The organism is Novosphingobium fuchskuhlense, assembly GCF_001519075.1.
In the GTDB taxonomy this organism is placed as follows: Bacteria; Pseudomonadota; Alphaproteobacteria; order Sphingomonadales; family Sphingomonadaceae; genus Novosphingobium; species Novosphingobium fuchskuhlense.
In genome coordinates this window covers 1,697,319-1,718,460 of sequence record NZ_KQ954244.1, presented here as the reverse complement: position 1 = coordinate 1,718,460, position 21,142 = coordinate 1,697,319, and the positions used below count along the sequence as shown (strand labels likewise).

At 68.0% G+C, this 21,142-nt stretch carries 15 protein-coding genes and 1 tRNA gene; 8 read left to right on the top strand and 8 right to left on the bottom strand.

The window, feature by feature from the left end:
• On the bottom strand, positions 1 to 2,448 hold a 2,448-nt coding region (gene hrpB, locus AQZ52_RS08030), incomplete at its 3' end, for an ATP-dependent helicase HrpB (RefSeq protein WP_067909683.1).
• Positions 2,449 to 2,518: 70 nt separating this feature from the next.
• Here hrpB and AQZ52_RS18450 point away from each other — a divergent pair.
• From AQZ52_RS18450 to AQZ52_RS08020, 3 genes are all read left to right on the top strand, one after another.
• Positions 2,519 to 2,659, top strand: coding sequence for a hypothetical protein (locus tag AQZ52_RS18450; protein ID WP_156424813.1), 141 nt, complete (start codon positions 2,519 to 2,521; stop codon positions 2,657 to 2,659).
• 92 nt (positions 2,660 to 2,751) lie between these two features.
• Positions 2,752 to 3,768: an aldo/keto reductase gene (locus AQZ52_RS08025; protein WP_067908228.1), complete on the top strand. Its 1,017-nt coding sequence runs from the start codon at positions 2,752 to 2,754 to the stop codon at positions 3,766 to 3,768.
• 19 nt (positions 3,769 to 3,787) lie between these two features.
• Complete coding sequence (locus AQZ52_RS08020) at positions 3,788 to 4,171, top strand: hypothetical protein (protein ID WP_067908225.1); 384 nt, start codon at positions 3,788 to 3,790, stop codon at positions 4,169 to 4,171.
• Positions 4,172 to 4,183: 12 nt separating this feature from the next.
• Here AQZ52_RS08020 and AQZ52_RS08015 read toward each other — a convergent pair whose 3' ends face one another.
• Positions 4,184 to 5,197, bottom strand: a complete 1,014-nt coding sequence (locus tag AQZ52_RS08015) for a polyprenyl synthetase family protein (protein ID WP_067908222.1) — start codon at positions 5,195 to 5,197, stop codon at positions 4,184 to 4,186.
• 102 nt (positions 5,198 to 5,299) lie between these two features.
• Here AQZ52_RS08015 and AQZ52_RS08010 point away from each other — a divergent pair, with 102 nt between their 5' ends.
• The gene (locus AQZ52_RS08010; protein WP_067908219.1) at positions 5,300 to 5,590 is read left to right on the top strand and encodes a chorismate mutase; all 291 of its coding nucleotides are present in this window, start codon (positions 5,300 to 5,302) and stop codon (positions 5,588 to 5,590) included.
• 2 nt (positions 5,591 to 5,592) lie between these two features.
• Positions 5,593 to 6,624 carry an aromatic ring-hydroxylating dioxygenase subunit alpha gene (locus AQZ52_RS08005; protein WP_067908216.1) on the top strand — a complete coding sequence of 344 codons (1,032 nt, stop codon included), beginning with the start codon at positions 5,593 to 5,595 and terminating at the stop codon, positions 6,622 to 6,624.
• 63 nt (positions 6,625 to 6,687) lie between these two features.
• Here AQZ52_RS08005 and AQZ52_RS19210 read toward each other — a convergent pair whose 3' ends face one another.
• The 5 genes from AQZ52_RS19210 to AQZ52_RS07980 form a co-directional block, all read right to left on the bottom strand.
• Positions 6,688 to 10,791 carry a beta strand repeat-containing protein gene (locus AQZ52_RS19210; RefSeq protein ID WP_067908214.1) on the bottom strand — a complete coding sequence of 1,368 codons (4,104 nt, stop codon included), beginning with the start codon at positions 10,789 to 10,791 and terminating at the stop codon, positions 6,688 to 6,690.
• Between the two features lie 223 nt (positions 10,792 to 11,014).
• The gene (locus AQZ52_RS07995) at positions 11,015 to 12,652 is read right to left on the bottom strand and encodes a calcium-binding protein (RefSeq protein WP_067908211.1); all 1,638 of its coding nucleotides are present in this window, start codon (positions 12,650 to 12,652) and stop codon (positions 11,015 to 11,017) included.
• 97 nt (positions 12,653 to 12,749) lie between these two features.
• Positions 12,750 to 15,038: a serine/threonine protein kinase gene (locus tag AQZ52_RS07990; protein ID WP_067908208.1), complete on the bottom strand. Its 2,289-nt coding sequence runs from the start codon at positions 15,036 to 15,038 to the stop codon at positions 12,750 to 12,752.
• The gene (locus AQZ52_RS07985; RefSeq protein WP_067908205.1) at positions 15,035 to 15,547 is read right to left on the bottom strand and encodes an ECF-type sigma factor; all 513 of its coding nucleotides are present in this window, start codon (positions 15,545 to 15,547) and stop codon (positions 15,035 to 15,037) included. Before AQZ52_RS07985 ends, AQZ52_RS07990 begins: the two co-directional genes overlap by 4 nt.
• Positions 15,548 to 15,593: 46 nt before the next feature.
• On the bottom strand, positions 15,594 to 16,061 hold the full coding sequence (locus tag AQZ52_RS07980) for an Lrp/AsnC family transcriptional regulator (RefSeq protein ID WP_054122293.1): 468 nt from the start codon (positions 16,059 to 16,061) through the stop codon (positions 15,594 to 15,596).
• Positions 16,062 to 16,351: 290 nt separating this feature from the next.
• On the opposite strand from AQZ52_RS07980, the gene AQZ52_RS07975 reads away from it, so the two are divergent.
• From AQZ52_RS07975 to AQZ52_RS07965, 3 genes are all read left to right on the top strand, one after another.
• Positions 16,352 to 18,121 carry a sensor histidine kinase gene (locus AQZ52_RS07975; protein WP_067908202.1) on the top strand — a complete coding sequence of 590 codons (1,770 nt, stop codon included), beginning with the start codon at positions 16,352 to 16,354 and terminating at the stop codon, positions 18,119 to 18,121.
• An 18-nt stretch (positions 18,122 to 18,139) separates the two neighbouring features.
• The gene (locus AQZ52_RS07970; RefSeq protein WP_067908200.1) at positions 18,140 to 19,141 is read left to right on the top strand and encodes a polysaccharide deacetylase family protein; all 1,002 of its coding nucleotides are present in this window, start codon (positions 18,140 to 18,142) and stop codon (positions 19,139 to 19,141) included.
• A gap of 48 nt (positions 19,142 to 19,189) precedes the next feature.
• Positions 19,190 to 19,265, top strand: a tRNA-Ile gene (locus AQZ52_RS07965).
• Between the two features lie 55 nt (positions 19,266 to 19,320).
• Here the strand turns inward: AQZ52_RS07965 and astD are convergent.
• Complete coding sequence (gene astD, locus AQZ52_RS07960) at positions 19,321 to 20,724, bottom strand: succinylglutamate-semialdehyde dehydrogenase (RefSeq protein ID WP_067908196.1); 1,404 nt, start codon at positions 20,722 to 20,724, stop codon at positions 19,321 to 19,323.
• Between the last annotated feature and the right edge of the window lie 418 nt (positions 20,725 to 21,142).

The following is a 21,142-nucleotide window of genomic DNA, read 5'->3' as shown; positions in this document are numbered from 1 at the left end:
CCCCGCCTGAAATGCGTTCTTCGTGCGCAGGCTCGCCTCCTCCTCCCACGGCGTCTCGGGCCAGCGGTGCCGGGGATAGCGGCCCTTCATGTCCTTCACCACATCGCGCCACGAACCGCGCCAGAAACCTGGCAGATCGGCTGTCGTCTGGATCGGCTTCTGCCCCGGCGAAGTGAGCGAAAGCAGCAGCGGCCGGGGCGGATCGCCCACCATCGGATGCCGGTCCAATCCGAACAGCGCCTGGACGCGCAGTTCCACCGCTGGCCCGCCCTCATGCGCATAGTCAATCGCGTGGCTCGTCCCGGCGGGCGAGGTGAACTCGGCCGGCGCCAACCGGTCGAGCGTGCTCCGCGCGTTCCAGTCGAGCCGCCCCAGCAGCGCCTCGTGCAGCTTGCCAGCCCCGATCCCGAAATCGCGCCGCCCCGCCAGCAGCGGCCCCAGCCATTCCTCCGCCTGCGCAAGCAAGGCCTCCTCGGACAGTGCCGACAGCCCGGCGTAGCGCGCCCGCTCGATCAGCGCCAAGGCCTTGTCCCCCAGCGGCAGGAGCCCCAGTCCCTCGGCGCGCAGCCGCTCGATCAGCAACGCCTCCACCGCCTCCCGCGGCGGTGAAGGATCGGGCACCCGCGCCAGCACCACCGCGCCCAGCCGCCGCTCCAGCCGCGCTTCGACGCGCCCCTCGGCGGTGTTCCAGTTCAGCGCAAGGCGCGCCTCGATCCGGTGCGCGAGATGGCGGGTGACGTCCGCTTCCTCCAGCGCCAGCGCCGCCGTGATCCGCGCGCCCTTGGCCTCGCCCTGCGCATCGCCGATCACCAGCCAGGGCGCGCGTACCAGCGAACTTGCCGGATCGAGCCGGTAGCCGCGCCCGCCCGACGCCAGCCACTCCTCACCGCTGGCCCCACGCGCCCGGGCGATCCGGTCCGGAAACGCCTCGGCCAGCAGCACGCCCAGCGGAACCTCCTGCGCCCGCTCCGCGCCCAGCTCCCGCGCCGCGCGATCCGCCGCCTTGGCCCAGCGCTCCGCCAATTTGCGCGAGGCCTCGGCGCGCCCGCCCCGCTCGCGGCTCCAGCGCTCCAGCCGCGCTGCAAGATCCTCGCCCCGCCCGCCAAGGCCGCGCTCCTGCAGCAGCAAGGCCAGCTGCGCGGCATCCCTTTCCTGCCCTCTCGCGGCGGCGAACAGCAGCATATGCGCCAGCGCCGGCTCCATCGGCAGCGCGGCCATCGCCTGCCCGTGCGTGGTGATCCGGCCTTGCGCATCCAGCGCGCCTAGCGCCGTCAAGGCACCGCGCGCTGCGGCCATGGCAGGCGCCGGCGGCGGATCGATCCACGCCATGTCTGCCGGATCGCCCGCGCCCCACTGTGCCAGGGTCAGCGCCAGCTGGGTCAGATCACTGGTCAGGATTTCCGGCGGATCGAACGCCTCGCGCCCCGCATGGGCCGCTTCTTCCCACAAGCGGTAGGCCACGCCCGGCCCCTGCCGCGCCGCGCGGCCCGCGCGCTGCGCGGCAGAGGCCTGGCTCGCGCGCACTGTCACCAGCCGCGAAACACCCGCCGCCTTGTCGAACTCCGACCTCCGCGAAAGCCCTGCATCGACCACGATCCGTACGCCGTCGAGGGTCAGCGAGGTTTCGGCAATGCTCGTCGCCAGCACCACGCGCCGCCGCCCTTGCCGGTCGCGCCGGATCGCCGCGCGCTGCCCCGCCGGTTCCACCTGCCCGTGCAGCGGCAGGACCAGCGCGTTCGGCAGCCGCTCCGCCAGCAAGTCCGCACAGCGCTCGATCTGCGCGACACCGGGCAGGAAGGCGAGGATGTCGCCCTCCTCTTCGCCCCAGGCCTGCACCACCGCGCTCGCCGCCGCCTGCTCCGGCTTCAAATCGGGGCGCGAACCCAGCCAGCGGATCGCCAAGGGGTGCGCCTTCCCCTCGCTCTCCACCACCGGGCAATCGCCCATGAGCCGCGCAAACCGCGCGCCGTCGAGCGTGGCAGACATCACCACCAGCCGCAGGTCATCGCGCAGCACGCCCTGCGCCTCGATGGCCAGCGCCAGCGCCAGATCGCTCCCCAGGGAGCGCTCGTGCGCCTCGTCGAACAGCACCGCCGAAATGCCGCCCAGCTCCGGATCGGCAAGCAGCGCGGAGACGAAGATCGCCTCGGTCATCACCACGATCCGCGTGCGCGGCCCCCGCTTCGCATCAAGCCGGGTGACATAGCCGACCGTCTCGCCCGCAGCCTCGCCCAGCAATTCCGCCATGCGCTCCGCCGCCGCGCGCGCCGCCACGCGCCGGGGCGAAAGCACGATGACTTGCCCGGTGCACCAAGGCTCGGCCAACAGCGCGGGCGCCACCGCCGTCGTCTTGCCCGCCCCCGGCGGCGCGATCAGCACGGCCGAAGGCCCGGTGCGCAAGGCACCCAGCAGATCGGGCAGCACGGCATGGATCGGAAGCTCGCTCACACCTTTTGCCCTAAGCACCCTCTTCGCCCCCTGCAATCCATGCTAGGGCGGCGCCCATGAGAACAGGGGCATGAGGACCAGCATCGAAATTCTCGTCGCGCTCCTCACGAGCATTCTCGCCGGCGGCACGGTGATCGCGGTCCTGATCGCCGCCGCCGCGCTGCTGGCCGCCAGCGCGCTGTGGTGGCTCATCGGCAAGCGCCCCGGCTAGCGCCTTCGCACTTTCGCTAGCACGCCTGCGCCTTGACCGGCCCGCATGGCCGCGCCACCTTGCGCTCCAAACCTTCCGGGAGATTTCACCTCATGCAGCACCGCCGCCTCGGCACCTCCGCCATCGTCGTTTCCGATATCTGCATGGGCACGATGACCTTCGGCAGCCAGGCCGACGAAGCCACCTCCCTGCGCATCCTCGACATGAGCTACGATGCCGGCATCAACTTCTTCGATACGGCGGAAGGCTATCCCGTCCCGCCCGATGTGAAGTGGGTCGGCCGCACCGAGGAAATCGTCGGCAAGTGGCTGAAAACCAAGCCGCGCGATGCGATCATCCTCGCCACCAAGGTCTCCGGCCCCAGCCACGTCTGGTTCAAGAGCCCGAAGCGCAATGGCATGACCGCGCTCGATCGGCACAATATCATCAAGGCGGTCGAGGAAAGCCTCCAGAAGCTCGGCACCGATTACATCGACCTCTACCAGACCCACTGGCCCGATCACGACACGCCCTATGAAGAAACGATGGAGACGCTCGACGAGCTCGTCCGCGCGGGCAAGGTGCGCATCCTCGGCTGCTCCAACGAGACCTCGTGGGGCCTGATGAAGTCGATCGAGGCCGCGAAAACCGTCGGCGCCGCGCGATACCAGACGATCCAGAACAACTTCAGCCTCAACAACCGCCGCTTCGAGGATGAGCTGGCGCAGGTCTGCCGCAAGGAAGGCGTGAGCCTCATTCCCTACTCGCCCATCGGCGGTGGCGTGCTCGCCTGCAAATACAGCGGCGGCGCCCGGCCCGATGGCGCGCGCTTCTCGAAGTACCTTGAAATGGGCGGCCGCCAGGCCAGCATGGCGCGCCGCTTCGTCAACGACAAGTCCATCGAATCCGCCGAACGCTTCGCCGCCATCGCCCGCGAACACGGCCTCGATCCCGTCACCTTCGCGGTCGCCTGGTCGAAGCAGCACGATTTCGTCGCCTCGACCATCGTCGGCGTGACCACCGAGGAACAATGCGCGCCGATCTTCGCGGCGGCGGACGTGGTGCTGTCTGACGAAGCTATGAAGGCGGTCAACGCGGTGAGCCGCGAGATCATGTACCCGATGGGGTGAGAACCGGGACGCGAGAAACATGGACAATACGCCTCCCGAAGGAGTCCCTACGCCGAAGTGGCTGAAACGTCTGCATTGGGTCGGCTATGCAACAACAGCGATTGTCATTGCTGAAGTCGCTCTCTTCGCAGGCATGATTATCGAGGAGAAAGATTCTGCACGGCGGCAGGATTGTGCTGTTATCTCAGACGATAAGGCCATCGCCATGGCACGCGAGCAAAAACGCGAGATGCTCAGTCGGTCGCGGAGATTCGAGCAGGAGGACTTCGCCTCCGACACGGTCGAAAGCGTTGAGCGTGGTAAACCAGATGGTGCTCGTGTGGTGTTCAGAGGCAACAGCCACCGCACACTTGAAGCTCTGATCGATAGCGACTGCTACATCGGCTGGACCGGAACGGGATAAGTCCCTAGCCACTCAATAACGCCGCGCCACCGCAAATTCCGCCGCTTCGGTCAAGGCTGCCTTGGCCGCGCTCGCCGGGAAGGCGGCGATGGCGTCGATCGCGCGCTGGGCGTAATGGCGCGCGCGTTCGCGGGTGGCGTTCACGGCCTCGTGCTTGCGGATGAGGGAAATGGCGTGCGCGAGGTCGGCGTCGCTGTTGCGATCACCCGCAATCGCTTCCTGCCAGAACGTGCGCTCCTCGGCCGAGCCGCGCGCATAGGCGAGGATCACCGGCAGGGTCATCTTGCCCTCGCGGAAGTCGTCGCCCTGATCCTTGCCCATTTCAGAGGCGTCCGAATCATAGTCGATGGCGTCATCCGCCAGCTGGAAGGCGATGCCGAGGTTGCGGCCATACGAATCGAGCGCGAGTTCATCCGCCTCGCTGCGCTCCGCCACCACGGCGGCGATCCGGCAGGCGGCGGCAAACAGCGCCGCGGTCTTGGCGTTGATGATCGCGAGGTAGCGTTCCTCGCTCGTATCGACCTGCCGCTGCGCGACCAGCTGGTCGACCTCGCCCTCCGCGATCACGGCCGAGGCGTTCGAGAGGATCTTCAGCACCTTGAGGCTGCCGTCCTCGACCATCAGCTCGAAGCTGCGGCTGAACAGGAAATCGCCCACCAGCACCGTCGCCGGGTTGCCGTAGATGATGTTGGCGGCCTTCTTGCCGCGCCGCATGTCGGAGCCGTCGACCACGTCGTCGTGCAGCAGAGTCGCGGTGTGGATGAACTCCACCGTTGCCGCCAGCTTGTAGTGCCGGCTGCCGCCATAGCCCAGCAGCGAGGCGCTCGCGAGGGTCAGCATCGGGCGCATGCGCTTGCCGCCGCCCGCAATGAGGTGACCCGCCAGCGCCGGGATCAGCGGGATACGCGATTGCATCCGGCCGAGGATCACTTCGTTGACACTGTTCATGCCATCGGCCACGAGCGCCATGAGCGGCTGCAGCGACGGCTCGGCGCGGCGGGGGATCGGGTGGATGGTAGCTGTCATCGCCCGTCCGCTTGGCGTGCCTGCCCGCGCTTGGCAAGATGCAAGTTGTGTCATGGGGTTCCGCACGCGCCTTCGCGCGGGGTGAATGGACGGAGATGTGGGATGAGCGAGGATCCGGTGCTGGCAGGCTATCGCCAATCCATCGACAATATCGACGCGGCGATGATCCACATCCTCGCCGAACGATTCCGCATCACGCAGGCCGTCGGCGCCTACAAGGCGGCGCACCAGTTGCCCGCCAGTGATCCCGGCCGCGAGGAGCGCCAGATCGCCCGCCTGCGCGCGCTTGCCGTCGATGCCAAGCTCGATCCCGAGTTCAGCGAGAAGTTCCTGCGCTTCATCATCCAGGAAGTGATCCGCCACCACGAACAGGCGGCGGAAGCGCGGGCCTGATCGTGGAGCTTGGCGCGCAGGGCTACCTCAGGAACGCCTGGTACGTCGCCGACTGGGCCGATGCGATCACGTCGGCGCTGACCCCGCTCGAGATCCTGGGGACGCGTGTGGTCCTTACCCGCGCCGAGGACGGCAGCGCGATCGCGCTCGAGGATGCCTGTCCGCACCGCAAGCTGCCGCTCTCGCTGGGCCGGCGCGATGGCGATACGATCGTCTGCGGGTATCACGGTCTCACCTTCGACAGGACCGGCACCTGCATTGCCGCGCCGACGCAGGCCGCGCCGCCGCAGACCTGCGTGCGGGCCTATCCGCTCGCCGAGCGCTACGGCCTCGTTTGGATCTGGCTGGGCGACCCCGCCGCGGCAGACCCCGCGCTGATCCTCGACATCCCGCAATGGGGCTCGCCCGATTGGGGCTACAATCGCGGCCCCGTCATGCACGTCGCCTGCCACTACCTCCATGTGGTCGACAATCTGCTCGATCCCACGCACGTCACCTGGGTCCACCCCGGCTCGTTCGGCGATGCCTCGTGCGCGGCCGTACCGATCGAGACAGTCTCGGCGCCGGACGGCGTCACCGCCGCGCGCTGGCTGCTCGATACCGAGCCCGCGCCGTTCTATGCCAAGTTCCTGAAATTCGCCGGGCGAGCGGACCGGCACCAGCATTACGAGGTGCGCTATCCTTCACATGCGGTGATCAAGGCGGTGTTCGTGCCGACCGGCACCGGCGGCCACGGAAGGCCGCTCCACCCCGCTGCTTTCTGCATGGACAGCTTCAATTTCCTCACGCCCGTCAACGCACGGGAAACGCGCTATTTCTGGTTCCAGCTCAGAGACTTCGCGCCCGATGACGCGGCGGTTTCGGCCGCGTTCACCGCCGATGTGCAGCATGCCTTCGAAGAGGACCGCGTGATCCTCAACGCGGTGCAGATCGGCCTCGACACCAGCCCCACGCCGACAGTCGACCTCAAGAACGACCTCGCCTCGTTCCGCTTCCGCGCGGCGCTCGCCCGGATGATCGCGGCGGAAGGCTGAGGCGCAGTCCCGCCCGCCTGCACCCGCGCACGCAGCAACGGGGGGCCGGCCGGGGCGGCGCGCTCAGGCCGTGATCAGAAAATCGCTGAACGCCAGCGCCGGTGTGCCGGTCAGCACCGCCACCTGCACCGCCGCAGCCGATCCGGTGCCATCGGCATCATACCACAGCACCCCGGTCGTGGTGTTGTAGATGAACCGGTCGGTCACATCGTGCGCGGCGTTCACCCCCGCTCCGGACCAGAACGCATCCGCGCCCATCGCCCCTGCCGCAGCAAACCCGGTGTAGATCGCGCGGCTAAACGAGAGCACGTCGCTGCCCGAGGCGAAATCCTGCACGGTATCGAGATTGCTCGCGCTGTTCGGCGCGGTGTCGAACACGAAGGTATCCGCGCCCGCGCCGCCGTTCAGGATGTCCTTGCCCGCACCGCCGACGAGGCGGTCGCTGCCAGCGCCGCCCTGCAGGGTATCGTTGCCCAGCCCGCCGATGAGGGTGTCGTCCCCGTCGAGCCCGGAAAGCGTGTTGCTGGCGCTGTTGCCGGTGATCACGTTGGCCAGCGCGTTGCCGATGCCGGTGTGGACGGCCGAATTGGTGAACGTGAGGTTCTCGACGTTCGCACCCAGCGTGTAGGATGCCAGCGTTGTCTGGACGGTATCGATGCCCTCGCCCGCGGCTTCGGTCACCACGTCGCCCGCCGCATCGACAACGTAGATGTCGTCACCCAGCCCGCCGATCAGGGTATCGTTGCCCGCCCCGCCGTTCAGCGTGTCGTTGCCGGCAAGGCCGGTGAGCACGTTGACCGCAGCGTTGCCGGTCAGCACATTGGCATCGCCGTTGCCGGTGCCGTTGATGGCCGCCGTGCCCGAAAGCGTGAGGTTCTCGAGATTGGCCCCCAGCGTCCAGGTGAGCGACGCGGTGACAAGATCGGTGCCCTGCGCCGCCTGCTCGGTCACCACGTCGCCGGCCACGTCGACCACGTAGCTGTCGTTGCCCGCGCCGCCGATCAGGGTATCCGCTCCCGCCCCGCCGTTCAGCGTATCGTTGCCCGCATTGCCGATGATCGTGTTGGCCAGCGCATTGCCGGTGCCGGTGTGGGCCGACGCGTTGGTGAAGGTCAGGTTTTCGACATTGGCCGTCAGCGCGTAGGTCGCCAGCGTCGTCTGCACCAGATCGGTGCCCTCGCCCGCCAGTTCGGTCACCACATCGCCGCTGTTGTCCACGACATAGGTGTCGTTGCCCTGCCCGCCGATCAGCGTATCGGCCCCGGTGCCGCCGACGAGCGTATCGTTGCCGCCAAGCCCGGTCAGCGTGTTTCCGCCGGAATTGCCGGTGATCACGTTGGCATCGGCATTGCCGGTGCCGCTGATCGCGCCGCTGCCCGAAAGCGTGAGGTTCTCGACATTGGCCGAAAGCGTATAGCTGACCGAGGCAGTGACGAGGTCGGTGCCCTGCCCGGCCAGTTCGTTCACCGCATCGCCCGCGTTGTCGATCACATAGCTGTCGTTGCCGATGCCCCCCAGCAGCGTGTCGGCCCCTGCACCGCCATCCAGCGTGTCGTTGCCGGCATTGCCGGTGATCACGTTGGCGAGTGCATTGCCCACGCCCGTGTGGTTCGAGCCGTTGGTGAAGATCAGGTTTTCGACATTGGCCGCCAGCGTGTAGCTTGAAAGCGCCGTCTGGACCGTGTCCGTGCCCTGGCCCGCCGCTTCGGTCACCACGTCGCCGATGTTGTCGACGACATAGGTGTCATCGCCCAACCCGCCGATCAGGATGTCGGTACCGGCACCGCCGTTCAGCGTGTCGTTGCCGCCAAGCCCGGTCAGCGTGTTCGCGGCCGCGTTGCCGGTGATCACATTGGCATCACCATTGCCGGTGCCATTGATCGCGGCGCTGCCTGAAAGCGTCAGGTTCTCGACATTCGCGCCCAGCGTCCAGGTGATCGCGGACGTCACCAGATCGGTGCCCTCGCCGGCGAGTTCGGTCACCACATCGCCCGTGCTGTCGACGACGTAGCTGTCGTCGCCCAGCCCGCCGACCATCGTGTCGTTGCCCGCACCGCCGTTCAGCGTGTCGTTGCCGCCAAGGCCGGTCAGCACGTTGGCCGCAGCGTTGCCGGTGATCACGTTGGCGCTGCCGTTGCCGGTGCCGTTGATGGCCGTGCTGCCGGAAAGCGTCAGGTTCTCGAGGTTGGCACCCAGCGTCCACGTGATCGAGGCCGTCACGAGATCGGTGCCCTCGCCCGCCGCTTCGGTCGTCACGTCGCCGGCATTGTCGACCACGTAGCTGTCATCGCCCAACCCGCCGGCCATGGTGTCCGCACCCGCACCGCCGTTCAGCGTGTCGTTGCCGCCAAGGCCGGCCAGCACGTTGGCCGCCGCGTTGCCGGTGATCACGTTGGCATCGGCGTTGCCGATGCCATTGATCGCGGCGCTGCCAGAAAGCGTCAGATTCTCGACATTCGCGCCCAGTGTCCAGGTGATCGAGGCGGACACGGTGTCCGTCCCCTCGCCCCCGTTCTCCACCACCACATCGCCCGCGTTGTCGACCGTGTAGGTGTCGTTCCCCGCGCCGCCGACCATGCGGTCCGCACCGGCGCCGCCATTCAGGTTGTCCGCCCCGCCGCCGCCGGTCAGCACGTTGTTCAGCGCGTTGCCGGTGCCCGTATGCGCAGCATTGTCGGTGAAGGTGAGATTCTCGACGTTGGCACCCAGCGTATAGCTCGCGAGCGTGGTCTGCACCGTATCGGTGCCTTGCCCCGCCTGTTCGGTCACCACGTCGCCGGCATTGTCGACCACATAGATGTCGTCACCGAGGCCGCCCGCCATCGTGTCGGCACCCGCCCCGCCGTCGAGCAGATCGTTGCCGCCAAGGCCGGTCAGCGTATCGTTCCCGCCAAGGCCGATGATGTGGTCGTCGCGGCCCGTGCCGGTCAGCGTGTCGACACCTTCGGTGCCGGTCATCACGTTGTAGCTGCTGACGGTGTAGACCTGCGCCTTGATGCTCGTGCCATCGGCATCGCCGCCAAGCCCGCTGCCATCGCCCCACGCGATGACGAAGCCGCCGCCGATGCCGCTGATCACCGGGTGTTCCTGATAGCCGGCGGTGACCGTGTTGATCAGCATTTCGGTGCCGACCTTGCTGCCGCTGACGTCGAAGATCTGCGCCTTGATGTCGCTGTCGGTCGGGCTGACGAAATGCTGCCAGGTCACCACGAACCCGCCATCGGGCAAGCTGGTGATCGAGGGGAAATCGCGTTCGCCGGCAGCCGTGTCGCTCACCAGCAACGAAGTGCCCACTTTCGCGCCGGCCGCGCTGAATATCGCGGCGCGGATCAGCGTATCGGGCTCGCCTGGCGCCGGGCTGGAATCCTGCCACGCCACCGCGAAGCCGCCGCCCGCGAGGCCCGTCACCACCGGCAGGGCCTGATCGCTCTGCGCCTCGGCATCGACCAGGATCTCGCCGCCCACCTTGGCGCCCGCCGCGCTGAACAGCTGCGCTTTCATCGCGGTGCTGTTGGCGTTGCCATCCATCCACGTCACCACGAAGCCGCCGCCGACAAGGCTCGTCACGCTCGGCTGCGTCTGGTCGCCCGTGGTCTGGGTGTTGACCCGCACCGCGCTGCCCTGCGCCGCACCCGCCGCGTTGTAGACCTGCGCCAGCACACCCGCGCCGCTCGCATCGCCAGCGGTGCCGGCATAGTCCTGCCAGGTCACCACGAAGCCGCCCCCGGCAAGGCCCGTGATCGTAGGATTGTGATTGCCGGGCAGATTGTTGCCGCCCTGCTGCGTCCAGGTCTGCGAGTTGACGAGGAACGCAGGCGCCGCCACCGCGCCCGCCGCATCATAGACCTGCGCCTTGATCTTGTAGTCGGACTGCACGCCTGCTTCGGTCCAGGTCACCACGAAGCCGCCGCTGGCAAGGCTCGCCACGGTCGGGAACGACTGGTCGGTGCCCGCACCTGCCGCGACCGCGAATTCGCCGCCCACCTTGGCGCCCGCCGCGCTGTAGAGCTGCGCCTTGGCCACGCCCAGCCCGCTGGCCGCTGAATAATCCACCCAGGTCGCGACGAAGCCGCCGCTTGCAAGCCCGGTGATCGAGGGCTGGTCCTGAAAGCCGGTCACCTGGCTGTTGACCAGGAATTCGCTGCCGGCCTTGACGATTTCTACCATTCCGGGTCCCCGCACGTACCGTGCAGCACTGCCCCGCGCAGCAGACAGGCGCACGGCAGCACGGCAGGTCACAATCCATCCGTTACGTGGCGAAGTAACCCAAGAACGTTAAATTTCTCTCCCGCCTCCGGCGCTGCCGAAGGACAGACAACCACGCCGTTCTGCCCGGCCGCACAGGCCTTTTCAGCTGCGCGGCAGGTGACGACGGAGCCCGCAAAGTGCCTTACGCGATGATCAGGATATCCACGTAGGCCAGCTTGGGATGGCTGCCATCGCCCAGCGTCGCGATCAGCTGTGCCGCCGCTTCGCCGGTGCCGTCCGCGTCATACCACAAGGCGCCGGTGGTGGTGTTGTAGACGATGCGGTCGCTGGCATCATGGGCGCTGTCCGCGCCAGCCGCCGCGTAGAAAGCGTCCGCTGCCAGCACGCCCTTTGCGGCAAAGCCGGTGTAGACCGCCTTGGAAAGCAGGATCTTGTCGCCCTCGGTACGGGTGAAATCCGTGATCATGTCGCCGTCGGGCGCGGTGGTGAAGGTGAAGAAATCGCGCCCCGCGCCGCCGCTCAGCGTATCGGTGCCTGTTCCGCCGTCGAGCCGGTCTGCCCCGCCGCCGCCGCGCAGGATGTCGTTGCCCGCCTCGCCGTAGAGTTTGTCGTTCGCGGCATCGTCCTGCACGCTTTCATCCAGCGTATCGTTGCCCGCACCGCCATAGAGCGTGTCGGCCCCGTTGCCGCCCTGCAGGGTGTCGGCCCCCGCGCCGCCGATCAGCCGGTCGTTGCCCGCTGCGCCGAAGAGGAAGTCATCCCCGATGCCGCCGTTCATCACATCGACATTCGCGCCGCCGAACAGGCTGTCGTCCCCCGCATCGCCAGACAGCACGTTGTTGCCATCGGCACCGTTGAGCGTGTCGTTGCCTTCTCCGCCGTAGATGCGGTCCGCGTCAGCCCCACCGGTAAGGTGATCGTTGCCGACCCCGCCCGAGATCAGGTTCCTGCCTTCGCCGTCCTGAATATCGTCGTTGCCAGCATCGCCGTAGAGCCGGTCATCGCCCCCACCGCCGATGATGATATCGTCACCGTTGCCCCCACGGATCAGATCGTTCCCCCCGCCGGGACCGCCATAGCCCTCGCTCAGATAGTCATCACCATCGTTGCCATAGACCGTGTCGTTGCCATAGCCGCCGTTGATGAAATCGGCCGATGCTCCGCCCGAGATCGTGTCGTTCCCGGCCTGGCCATAGATCGACGGCCCGTCAAAGGGAGAGCCCGTCGCCGGATTGATCGGCGCGACATAGTTGCCCACGATGATCGTGTCGTCGCCGCTGCCGCCGGAAATGCCGCTCAGATGCTCGAAGCCGCGCACGATGCCGGTATCAACCTTGCCCGTGCCGCCGCTCCACAACCCGCGCAAGTCAATGGTGCGGTTATAGATGTATTCCTGTTGGGTGGCAAAGTTTACCCGCGCCTCGAAGCTGATCGCGAGAGTATCGAGCCCCGCTCCGCCATCGGCGCGGTGGGCTACCGAAGCACCGCCAAGGATGAACTGGATCGTGTCATTCCCGGCATCGCCGAACACGTTGTCCGCCAGCAGATCATAGTTCGCATAGTCCGGCCCCGGGCCGCTTTCGTTGTAGATCTGGATATAGTCGTCACCATTGTTGCCATGAACAAGGTTCGCGCCTTGGAGTCCTGCCAGCGAGTCGTTGCCGTCGCCACCGTTCAGCGTATCGCCCTGAAAGCCGCCATTGATGGTGTCATTGCCGCCGAGGCCATTGACCACATAGGGTCCCGGATCATCCGATGGGTAGCGGAACGGATCGATCCCGAGAGTGTCGTCGCCTTCGGTCAGGTTGTACGTGCCCATGATCGCAGTCCTTTGCGCAGCCTATTTCCTGACAAGGAATGCGTGAAACGGTCTGCTGATCGGCCAGCCTGGGTAGACAAAAACAGTCCGATCCGGACTAGCGGCAGTACTTCTCCTGCGATTTCAGGATATTGCCAAGCTGATTGCTGCGGTCCTGCGCAGTCAGGCGCCCCCCCCGGTCCATCGCCTCGAACACCCGCCGCGCCTCGGCGTAGCTCGCGCAGGCCTCGCGCACCCGGCCGGCCTTGACCTGCAGATCGGCAAGCGGCTTCACTTCCACCGCATAATCGCGCATCCGTCGCGCTTCCTCCGGATGCGCCTGCCACAGTGCCTTGCGTTCTGCCGCCGTCGCCGCCAGCAGCGCCAGACCCTCGCCCACCTGACCGGCCTGCACCAAGATGCCCCCGCGCGCGTTTTCGCTGATATGGAGGTGCCGGCGCGCATCGTCATCGGCCGGATCGAACGCGACGACGCGCTTCAATTCCGCGCACGATTGTTCGATCTGGTGCAGCCCCTGCGGCACGTCTCCGCTGTCTGCCAGCGCGGAAGCCAGCGCCCAGCGCGCGTGGCCCAGCCGACGCAGCGCGTGGATGCTCCGCGGATAGCGCCGCACCGCATCTTCGAGCACGGTCACCGCTTGCCGATAGGCAGGCACCGCCCCCTTGTTGTCACCGCCATACCAGATCACGTCCCCGCGCGCCTCGGCCGCCCGCGAACGCAGGATCAGCGCGGGGAGGGCCGTATCTTCCGCCAGAGCGGCCTCTGCCTGATTGGCATCGGCAATCGCGAAACGGTAGCGCTGGTCCCACTGGTCGATGATCGCCTTGAGCACATATTGCCCTGCCCGTTGCAGATCGGTCTCGGCAGCACCGGGTCCGGTCGCCTTGTAAGAGGCCGCAAGGTCCCGCTTCGCACGCGGAGTATCTTCCTCGACCAGCTCTGCCAGCCATGCACTGTCCAGCTGCGCCTGCGCAACCAGACGGCGCGGCGCACCAGCCCCTTCGAGCAACCGCAGCGCCGTATCGATATTGGCCCGAGCCTTGTCCGGTTGACCAAGATTGGGCCCCAGCGGGCTCCCCTGCACCTGCGCCAGCCGCAGCAGGCCCTCGGCCGCCTCGACCCGCACCGCCCGCCCTGCCCACTTGCTGCCGGCCAGCCGGTCGAGCGTGCGCTGCGCGGTTTCGGCCACCTCGCGCCGCAATTCCAGCGAGCCCGGTTGCCGCTCGAGTTGGTCATAGAGCGTGTAGAGCAGATAGCGTGCGGTCCCGCGCGCGTCCTCGAAGCGGGCACCTGCCTCGATCTTCTCCCGCTCGGCCACCAGCAGGCCTGCCCCGGCCGCGCCGGCAAGCGCCACCAGCGCCGCTGCCCCCGCCAGCGCCTTCCACCGTCGCCGCACGAACAGGCGCGCTCGATAGCTCAGGTCCGGCGGTCTGGCCACGAGCGGGAAATGCCCCTCGCGGCGCTCCAGATCGGCGAGCAGTTCGGGCACCCCGGCATAGCGCGCCGCCTCCTCAGGTGCGCAGGCCCGGGCCCTGATCGCGCCCAGTTCCGCATCACCGTCGTCCCCTGCGATCCTTTCCAGCAGCCGCCCCAGTGCGAAGACATCGTCCGCCACCGATGGCAGTGCGCCCGCCAGCCGTGCGGGGCTCGCAAAGGCACTTGTCACCGCACCCGAAAGCAGCAGGGCATCCGCCTCGTCGCCAAGAAGCCGCGCGATGCCGAAATCGAGCAACCGCACCCGCCCATCCGTGTCGACGAGGATGTTGGACGGTTTGAGATCGCCATGCGCCACCAGCCGCGTATGCGCGTAGTGCACAGCCCGGGCCGCTTCGCCAAACCGGCGCAGGCGCTCTGCCAGGGGCAGCCCCTTGCCCGCCTCGTCGATGGAAAGACCATCGACATATTCCATCACCAGGCAGGGCCGCCCGTCGGCGGTCATGCCGCCGTCGATCAGGCGCGCAATGCCGGGATGCTCCAGCCGCGCGAGGATCCGCCGCTCGGCGGCAAAGGCCTCGCCCGCGCGCACCTGCAGGCGCGGCTGGATCAGCTTGATCGCCACACGCTGTTCAAACAGCCCGTCGTCGCGCTGCGCTTCCCAGACCTCGCCCATCCCGCCCACGCCGATCCGCCGGGTGATCGCGAAGGGGCCGAACCGTTCGGGCGGCGGCAGCGGGTCTTCCTCCAAGCCCGCGGGCAGTTCGGTCGGCATCGAACCCTTCGCCGCTGCCGCGCGCTCCAGCGCGGCGATCCGCGCCAGCACCGCCGGGCTTTCGTTCTTCAGCAGCCTGGCGCGAAAACGTGCATGGCCGGGCCATGCCAGCAGGCGCTCCATCAGTGCCAGCACGCGCCGCTCGATGTCCTGATCGGAGCCTGCTTCCCCGCTCACGCCGGTTCGGGCCGATCGAGCCGCTCCAGCAGCCACAGCCGCGCCGCATTCCAGCGCCGCAGCACGGTACGGTGCGATAGCCCGGTTGCCGCCACCGTTTCGGCCACGGTAAGCCCCAGCATAAAGCGCAGCTCCACGATCCGGGCGTAGTCTGCCGAATGGCCGGCCAGCTCCGCCAAAGCGCGATCAAGGTCCTCGATCGGAACCAGCCCCCGCGCCGGATCGTCCGGAAACACGGTCATCATGTCCGCGGCCTGCCGCTTCCTCGCCGCCTGCTTGCGCGCCTCGTCGATCAGCACCTGCCGCATGGTGCGCGCGGCATAGGCAAGCAGATGCCCCTGCCCGCTCAGCTCGCCCAGATTGGAGCGAAGCAGCCGGATCGCCGCCTCGTTGGCCAGTTCGGTCGGCTGGATCACCGCACCGGCGCCATCCCCGACGAGAATCCGCCGGGCCATCCGCCGCATGTCGGCATAGCAGGCGTCGAGCAGTTCCTCGGGGATACCGCTCACGCTCGCCGCCCCGCCATCTGCCTGTATGCTGCCTGCCCGCCCGCGCTCAATCGTCCAGCGGCACGCCGGGGAGCTGCTTGGCGGTGCGGATCGTCAGCGAGGTCTTCACGCTCGCCACATTGGGCGCCGGCGTCAGCTTGCTGGTCAGGAATTCCTGGAAGCTCTGCAAATCGCGGCTGACGATCTTCAGGATGAAGTCGATCTCGCCGTTGAGCATGTGGCACTCGCGCACTTCGGGCAGGGTTCGCATGTGCTCCTCGAACTGCCGCAGCGATTCCTCGGCCTGGCTCTTAAGGCTGACGAGCGCGAACACGGTAATCGCGAAGCCGAGTTTCGAAGGGTCGAGTTCGGCATGATAGCCGCGGATGACCCCGGCCTCCTCCAGCGCGCGCACCCGGCGCAGGCAGGGCGGCGCGGTGAGGCCGACGCGCTGGGCCAGCTCGACGTTTGTCACGCGCCCTTCATCCTGCAGTTCGGCGAGGAGCCGCCGGTCGATCCCGTCGAGTGTTGCCATGGTTCTGTTCTTATCCTGCGTGCGCTCGGATGGACGGTTTCGCCAAGATTGGTTAACGCAGCCCCGCGCCATGCCAGCAGACTGGGCGACATGCAGGGGCCGATCGGGCCGATCTTGGTAACTTTCCACACCTTGTGCGGCTGCGAACGATAATTTTGTTGTTTAATATCGTAATCGTCCCACAATGCAACGCAATCAACAGACCCCTTCCCGCTTCCCTGCATTTTGTTAGTGTCCCGCTAACCAACACCGGGGGCGCAGCTGTGCGTCACCCATTCTCGGAAGACCGCATGATTGTCGACGATCGCCTTGAAACCGTGCTGCGCACCGTCGCGGCCGGACCGAGTGCGGTCGCCACGCAAATGCGCCAGTTGCTGGACCTTCTTGGCCGCACCCCCGCCGAACGCTGGACCACGGCCCATGTCGCCGCACTCGCGCGCCTCGATTCGCTGGTGGCGATGCTGGGCGAGGGCGCGAGTGCATCCCTTATTGCCGCATCAGCCCTGCGTTCACCAATCCTGCTCGAGCATTTTGCCGAGGCTGGTCCCAAAGTGGCACTCGCCGCGATAACCTCCGCGCGCCTGAGCGAGCGCCAGTGGTTGCAGCTCATTCCCGATCTTCCCGTGCAGGCGCGCGGCTTCCTGCGCCACCGCCGGGATCTGGGTCCGGACGTAGAGGCCCTGCTTGCCCGGTTCGGCATCACCGATTTCGCGCTGCCGCTGCCGCCGGGCTTCGAAGAGGTCGCGCCGGCCGCAGGCGAGCTCGTCCCGTTGCCGCAGACCGGCACGCTGCTCCAGCCGGACGAACCGGCCACGCGGCCCGAACCGGTGCCTGCTGGGGATGGAATCAGCGCGATCATCGCCCGGATCGAGGCGTTCCGCCGCGCGCGCGACACGGCACCGGGCACCCCGGGCAACGGGGCCCGCCCCCTCGGCACCGGGCAGACCCGCCTGCCCTTTGCCGACGAGCCGCTGCCAACACCTCCCGCGATCACGGCCATCGATCTCACCATCGATGCCGAAGGCACGGTTGTCGCCGCCGATGGCGCGGTGGCAGCGATGTTCGTCGGGCTGCGGCCCTTTGCCGGCGATCCCGATGCGCCGGTCGCGTGCGATCCTGCAACGCTCGGTGCGGCACGCGCGCGCCTGCCAGTGATCGGCGGGCGTATCGAACTCGAAGGCCCGGGGGTCGCCGCGGGCGTCTGGCGGATCGACGCGGTGCCTGGCTTCGCCGCCGAAACCGGCCACTTCCAGGGCTGGCATGCCCGCCTGCGCCGACCGCCCGCACGCCCCGCCAGCGAAGCCCCCGCCGCAAACGACGATACCGCTGCCCGCAGCACCGACCGCCTGCGCCAGATGCTCCATGAACTGCGCACGCCGATCAATGCGATCCAGGGCTTTGCCGAGCTGATCCAGCAGCAGATGCTTGGCCCCACCCCGCACCAATACCGCAGCCTTGCCGCAGGGATCGCCTCCGATGCCGCACGCATGCTGGCCGGCTTTGAGGATGTCGAGCGGCTGGCGATGCTGGAAACCGCCGCCGCAGCGCAGCCCGTCCCTGCCGAGACGGCGAGCGACATCACTGCGCTCCTCACCCGGTTGATCAACCAGCTGGAGCCCTTGCTCGCCCCGCGCGAGGCTGTGCTTGCGCATGATCTGCCCGATGGCCCGCTGCCGGTCGCCGTGCCCGGCGAGGAGCTCGAGCGGACGCTTTGGCGCCTGCTGTCGCTTGTCGCCAGCGCGGCCGCGCCGGGCGAGCGGATCGCGTTGTCGCTGCGCGTCGGCACCGGCCCGCTGGGGCTTGGCGTGCGCCTCACCTTGCCGCTACCGGCTGCGCTTGCCGAGCCGGGCGAGACCGCGCCCCTGTCGGCCGACAGTTTTGCCGGTCCGGGGGGCATGCTCGGCAGCGCCTTTGCCCTGCGGCTCTGCGCGGCAGAAGTGCGGGCAGCCGGTGGCCTGTTCCAGCGCGAAGGGGCACGTCTCGACGTCACCTTGCCGCTCTTGACCGCCACGCGGCATCCACCTAGCCAAAGGGGCGTAGCGGCCGGACAGGGCGGCTAAGGGGGACGTTGCACGCGCGTGGCTCAGCCGAATATTCTCGATGTCCCTGGTGCCGGTAGCCACGTGCGTTTTGCCGCCGGTTTCGGCCAGCGGTTCATCGTCACCGTCGATACCGAGGAAGAGTTCGACTGGACGCAGCCGCTCGGCCGCACCGGACATGGCCTCAGCCACGTGCCGCGGCTCGCCCGCTTCCAGCAGTTCTGTGAGGGGCTCGGCGTCAAGCCGATCTACCTCATCGACTATCCGATCGCGACCGATCCTGCCGCGGTAGAGGCGCTGGGCGATGCGGTTGCCGCCGGGCGTGGCGAGATCGGCGTCCAGCTCCACCCCTGGGTCAGCCCGCCGCACGATGAGGACGTCACCGTCTTCAACAGCTATGCCGGCAATCTCCCGCCCGAGCTGGAAGCGGCCAAGTTCAATACCCTGCGCGATACGATCGAGCGCGCCTTCGGCAAGGCTCCGCTGATCTACCGCGCCGGGCGCTATGGCATCGGCCCTGCCAGCGCAGAGATTCTCGCGCGCGCCGGGCTGGCCATCGACACATCCGTCCGCGCGCGGTTTGACTACAGCTCGACCGGCGGCCCCAACTTCCGCGAGCATCCGGTTGTGCCGTGGTGGGTGGACCAGCCCGGCGGCCTGATGGAACTGCCGCTCACCACGGTGTTCTGGGGCATGTTGCGCCAGCAGGGCCCGCTGCTCTATCCCTCGCTCTGGCGGATGCCTAAGCTGCGCGGCCTGCTCGCGCGGATGTCGCTGCTCGAACGCATACCGCTCACCCCTGAAGGCGTGAGTATCGAGGAAGCGATCAAGGGCATCGACATCGCGCTCGATGATGGCCTGCCCGTGCTCGTTTTCTCGTTCCACAGCCCTTCGCTGCGCCCGGGCCTTACCCCCTATGTGCGCGACGAGGACGGTCTCGACCAGCTCTACGACTGGTGGCGCGCGGTCTTTGCCTACCTCGGCAAGCGGGGTGTCCGTCCAGCCGGGGTCGCCGACATCATCGCCGCCGCGCAAATCTGAGGAGCGCTTGCCAAGGCGGCGCGCTGGCACTAACTCCGCGCGCAAGGTGGGCCTGTAGCTCAGCGGTTAGAGCTGGCCGCTCATAACGGCTAGGTCGCGGGTTCGAATCCTGCCGGGCCCACCAACCTCAAGTTCGCTTGAGATATTCTCGCGACCCCCGCATCGCCCGGATTTGGGCCCTAGCCCCTGAGCCCCGTAAGCGCCGCGGCGGCGATGGCCGGGCTCTCCAGGCTTGCCACCGGCCATGCGCAGTAATCCGCCGCGTAGTAGGCGCTCGGGCGGTGGTTGCCCGAAATCCCCACCCCGCCGAACGGCGCCGAGGACGCCGCACCATTGGTCGGGCGGTTCCAGTTAACCACGCCGGCGCGGCTGGCGGCCCAGAAGCGGCGGTAGAGCGCCTCATCCCCGCCGATGAGGCTCGCGGCAAGGCCGAAGCGGGTGGCGTTGGCCGCAGCCATCGCCGCCTCGAAATCGGCCACACGGATCACCTGCAGCACGGGGCCGAAGATTTCCTCGTCGGGCACGGCAAGGCCGGTCACATCGACGATGGCGGGCGACAGCAGCGGTGTGCCCTCGCGCAGGCGCTGAAGCGGGCGGAGCACGTTTCCGCCCATGGCGACCAGCGCCGCCCAAGCCGCTTCGACGCGCGCCGCCGCGTTCATGTCCACAACCGGGCCCATGAACGGCGCGGGCTCGTCGAAGGGTCCGCCCGCAACGATCCGGTCCGCCATGGCGGCAACGGCATGGATCAGCGCATCGCCATCAGGCCCCACAAGCAGCCGCCGCGCACAAGTGCACCGCTGGCCGGCAGACAGAAACGCCGATTGCACCACGAGCGACGCCGCCGCTTCCACGTCGGCCTCGGCAATGTCCCAGGCAATCAGCGGGTTGTTGCCGCCCGTCTCGATCGCAAGGATGCGGTCCGGCCGCGCGGCAAAGGCCTGGTGCAGCGCGAGGCCGGTGTTGGAGGAACCGGTGAACAGCAGCCCGTCCAGCTCCGGATGCGCGGCCAGTGCACGGCCGGTATCGGCGCGGCCCTGCGCCACCACCAGTACGCCCTCGGGCAGCCCGGCTTCCTGCCACAGCCCCGCCATGAACGCGCCCGAAGCCGGGGTCAGTTCGGACGGCTTGAACACCACCGCATTGCCGGCCAGCAGCGCCGGCACGATATGGCCGTTGGGCAGGTGCGCGGGGAAATTGTAGGGGCCCAGCACCGCCAGCACGCCATGCGGCTTGTGGCGCAGCGCTTGCGGAACGCCGGCCGCCTCGCCATGCCGCTCGCCCGCGCGTTCGGCCTGCGCCGTGATCGAGATCGCCACCTTGGCGGCCACCGTGCCGACTTCGGTCCGCGCTTCCCACAGCGGCTTGCCCGTCTCGCGCGCGATCAGCGCGGCAAAGTCCTCGGCATGGGCCTTGACCACCTCGGCATAACGTTCGGCAATCGCGATACGCTCGGCCAGCGGACGCAGCGCCCAGGTTCCTTGGGCTGCCCGTGCGGCGGCCACCGCCGCATCGACGTCAGCATCCTCGCCCTGCCACACAACATCGCCCGTCATGGGATCGGTGGAAGTCCAGCTCGTCATGGTCGCTCCTCTAGCCTCACGGGGGATGGGGGCGGGCGATGTGGCCCGGCCGTCAATTGGCCGCAGCCCGCGCCAAGGTCAATCGCCAGCGGTGCGTGCCGGGCCTGCATGCGGCCGGATGCGCGGCACCCACTTGCCCTCGGCGCCCTTCTCCAGCGGCCGCCCGCAGTGGCGGCAGGGACCGACCTTGAGATGCCCCTCATACTGCACGAGGCGGCGCGCCGGGGAATGCCTTCCGAACAGGCACCGCAGCCGTTTGAAAAAACCCGACATGCCTCGGCAAGCTCCATTCCGGTCCGCCGTCCAGGGCCGGCGGAGCGCGCACGAGCATGACAGACCCTGTCCGGTTTACCAAGCCCCACCCGGCCCGCAGCGTCTTGCGATCGCGATTGCGCCTTGCCGCAGGGCCGCGCAATGC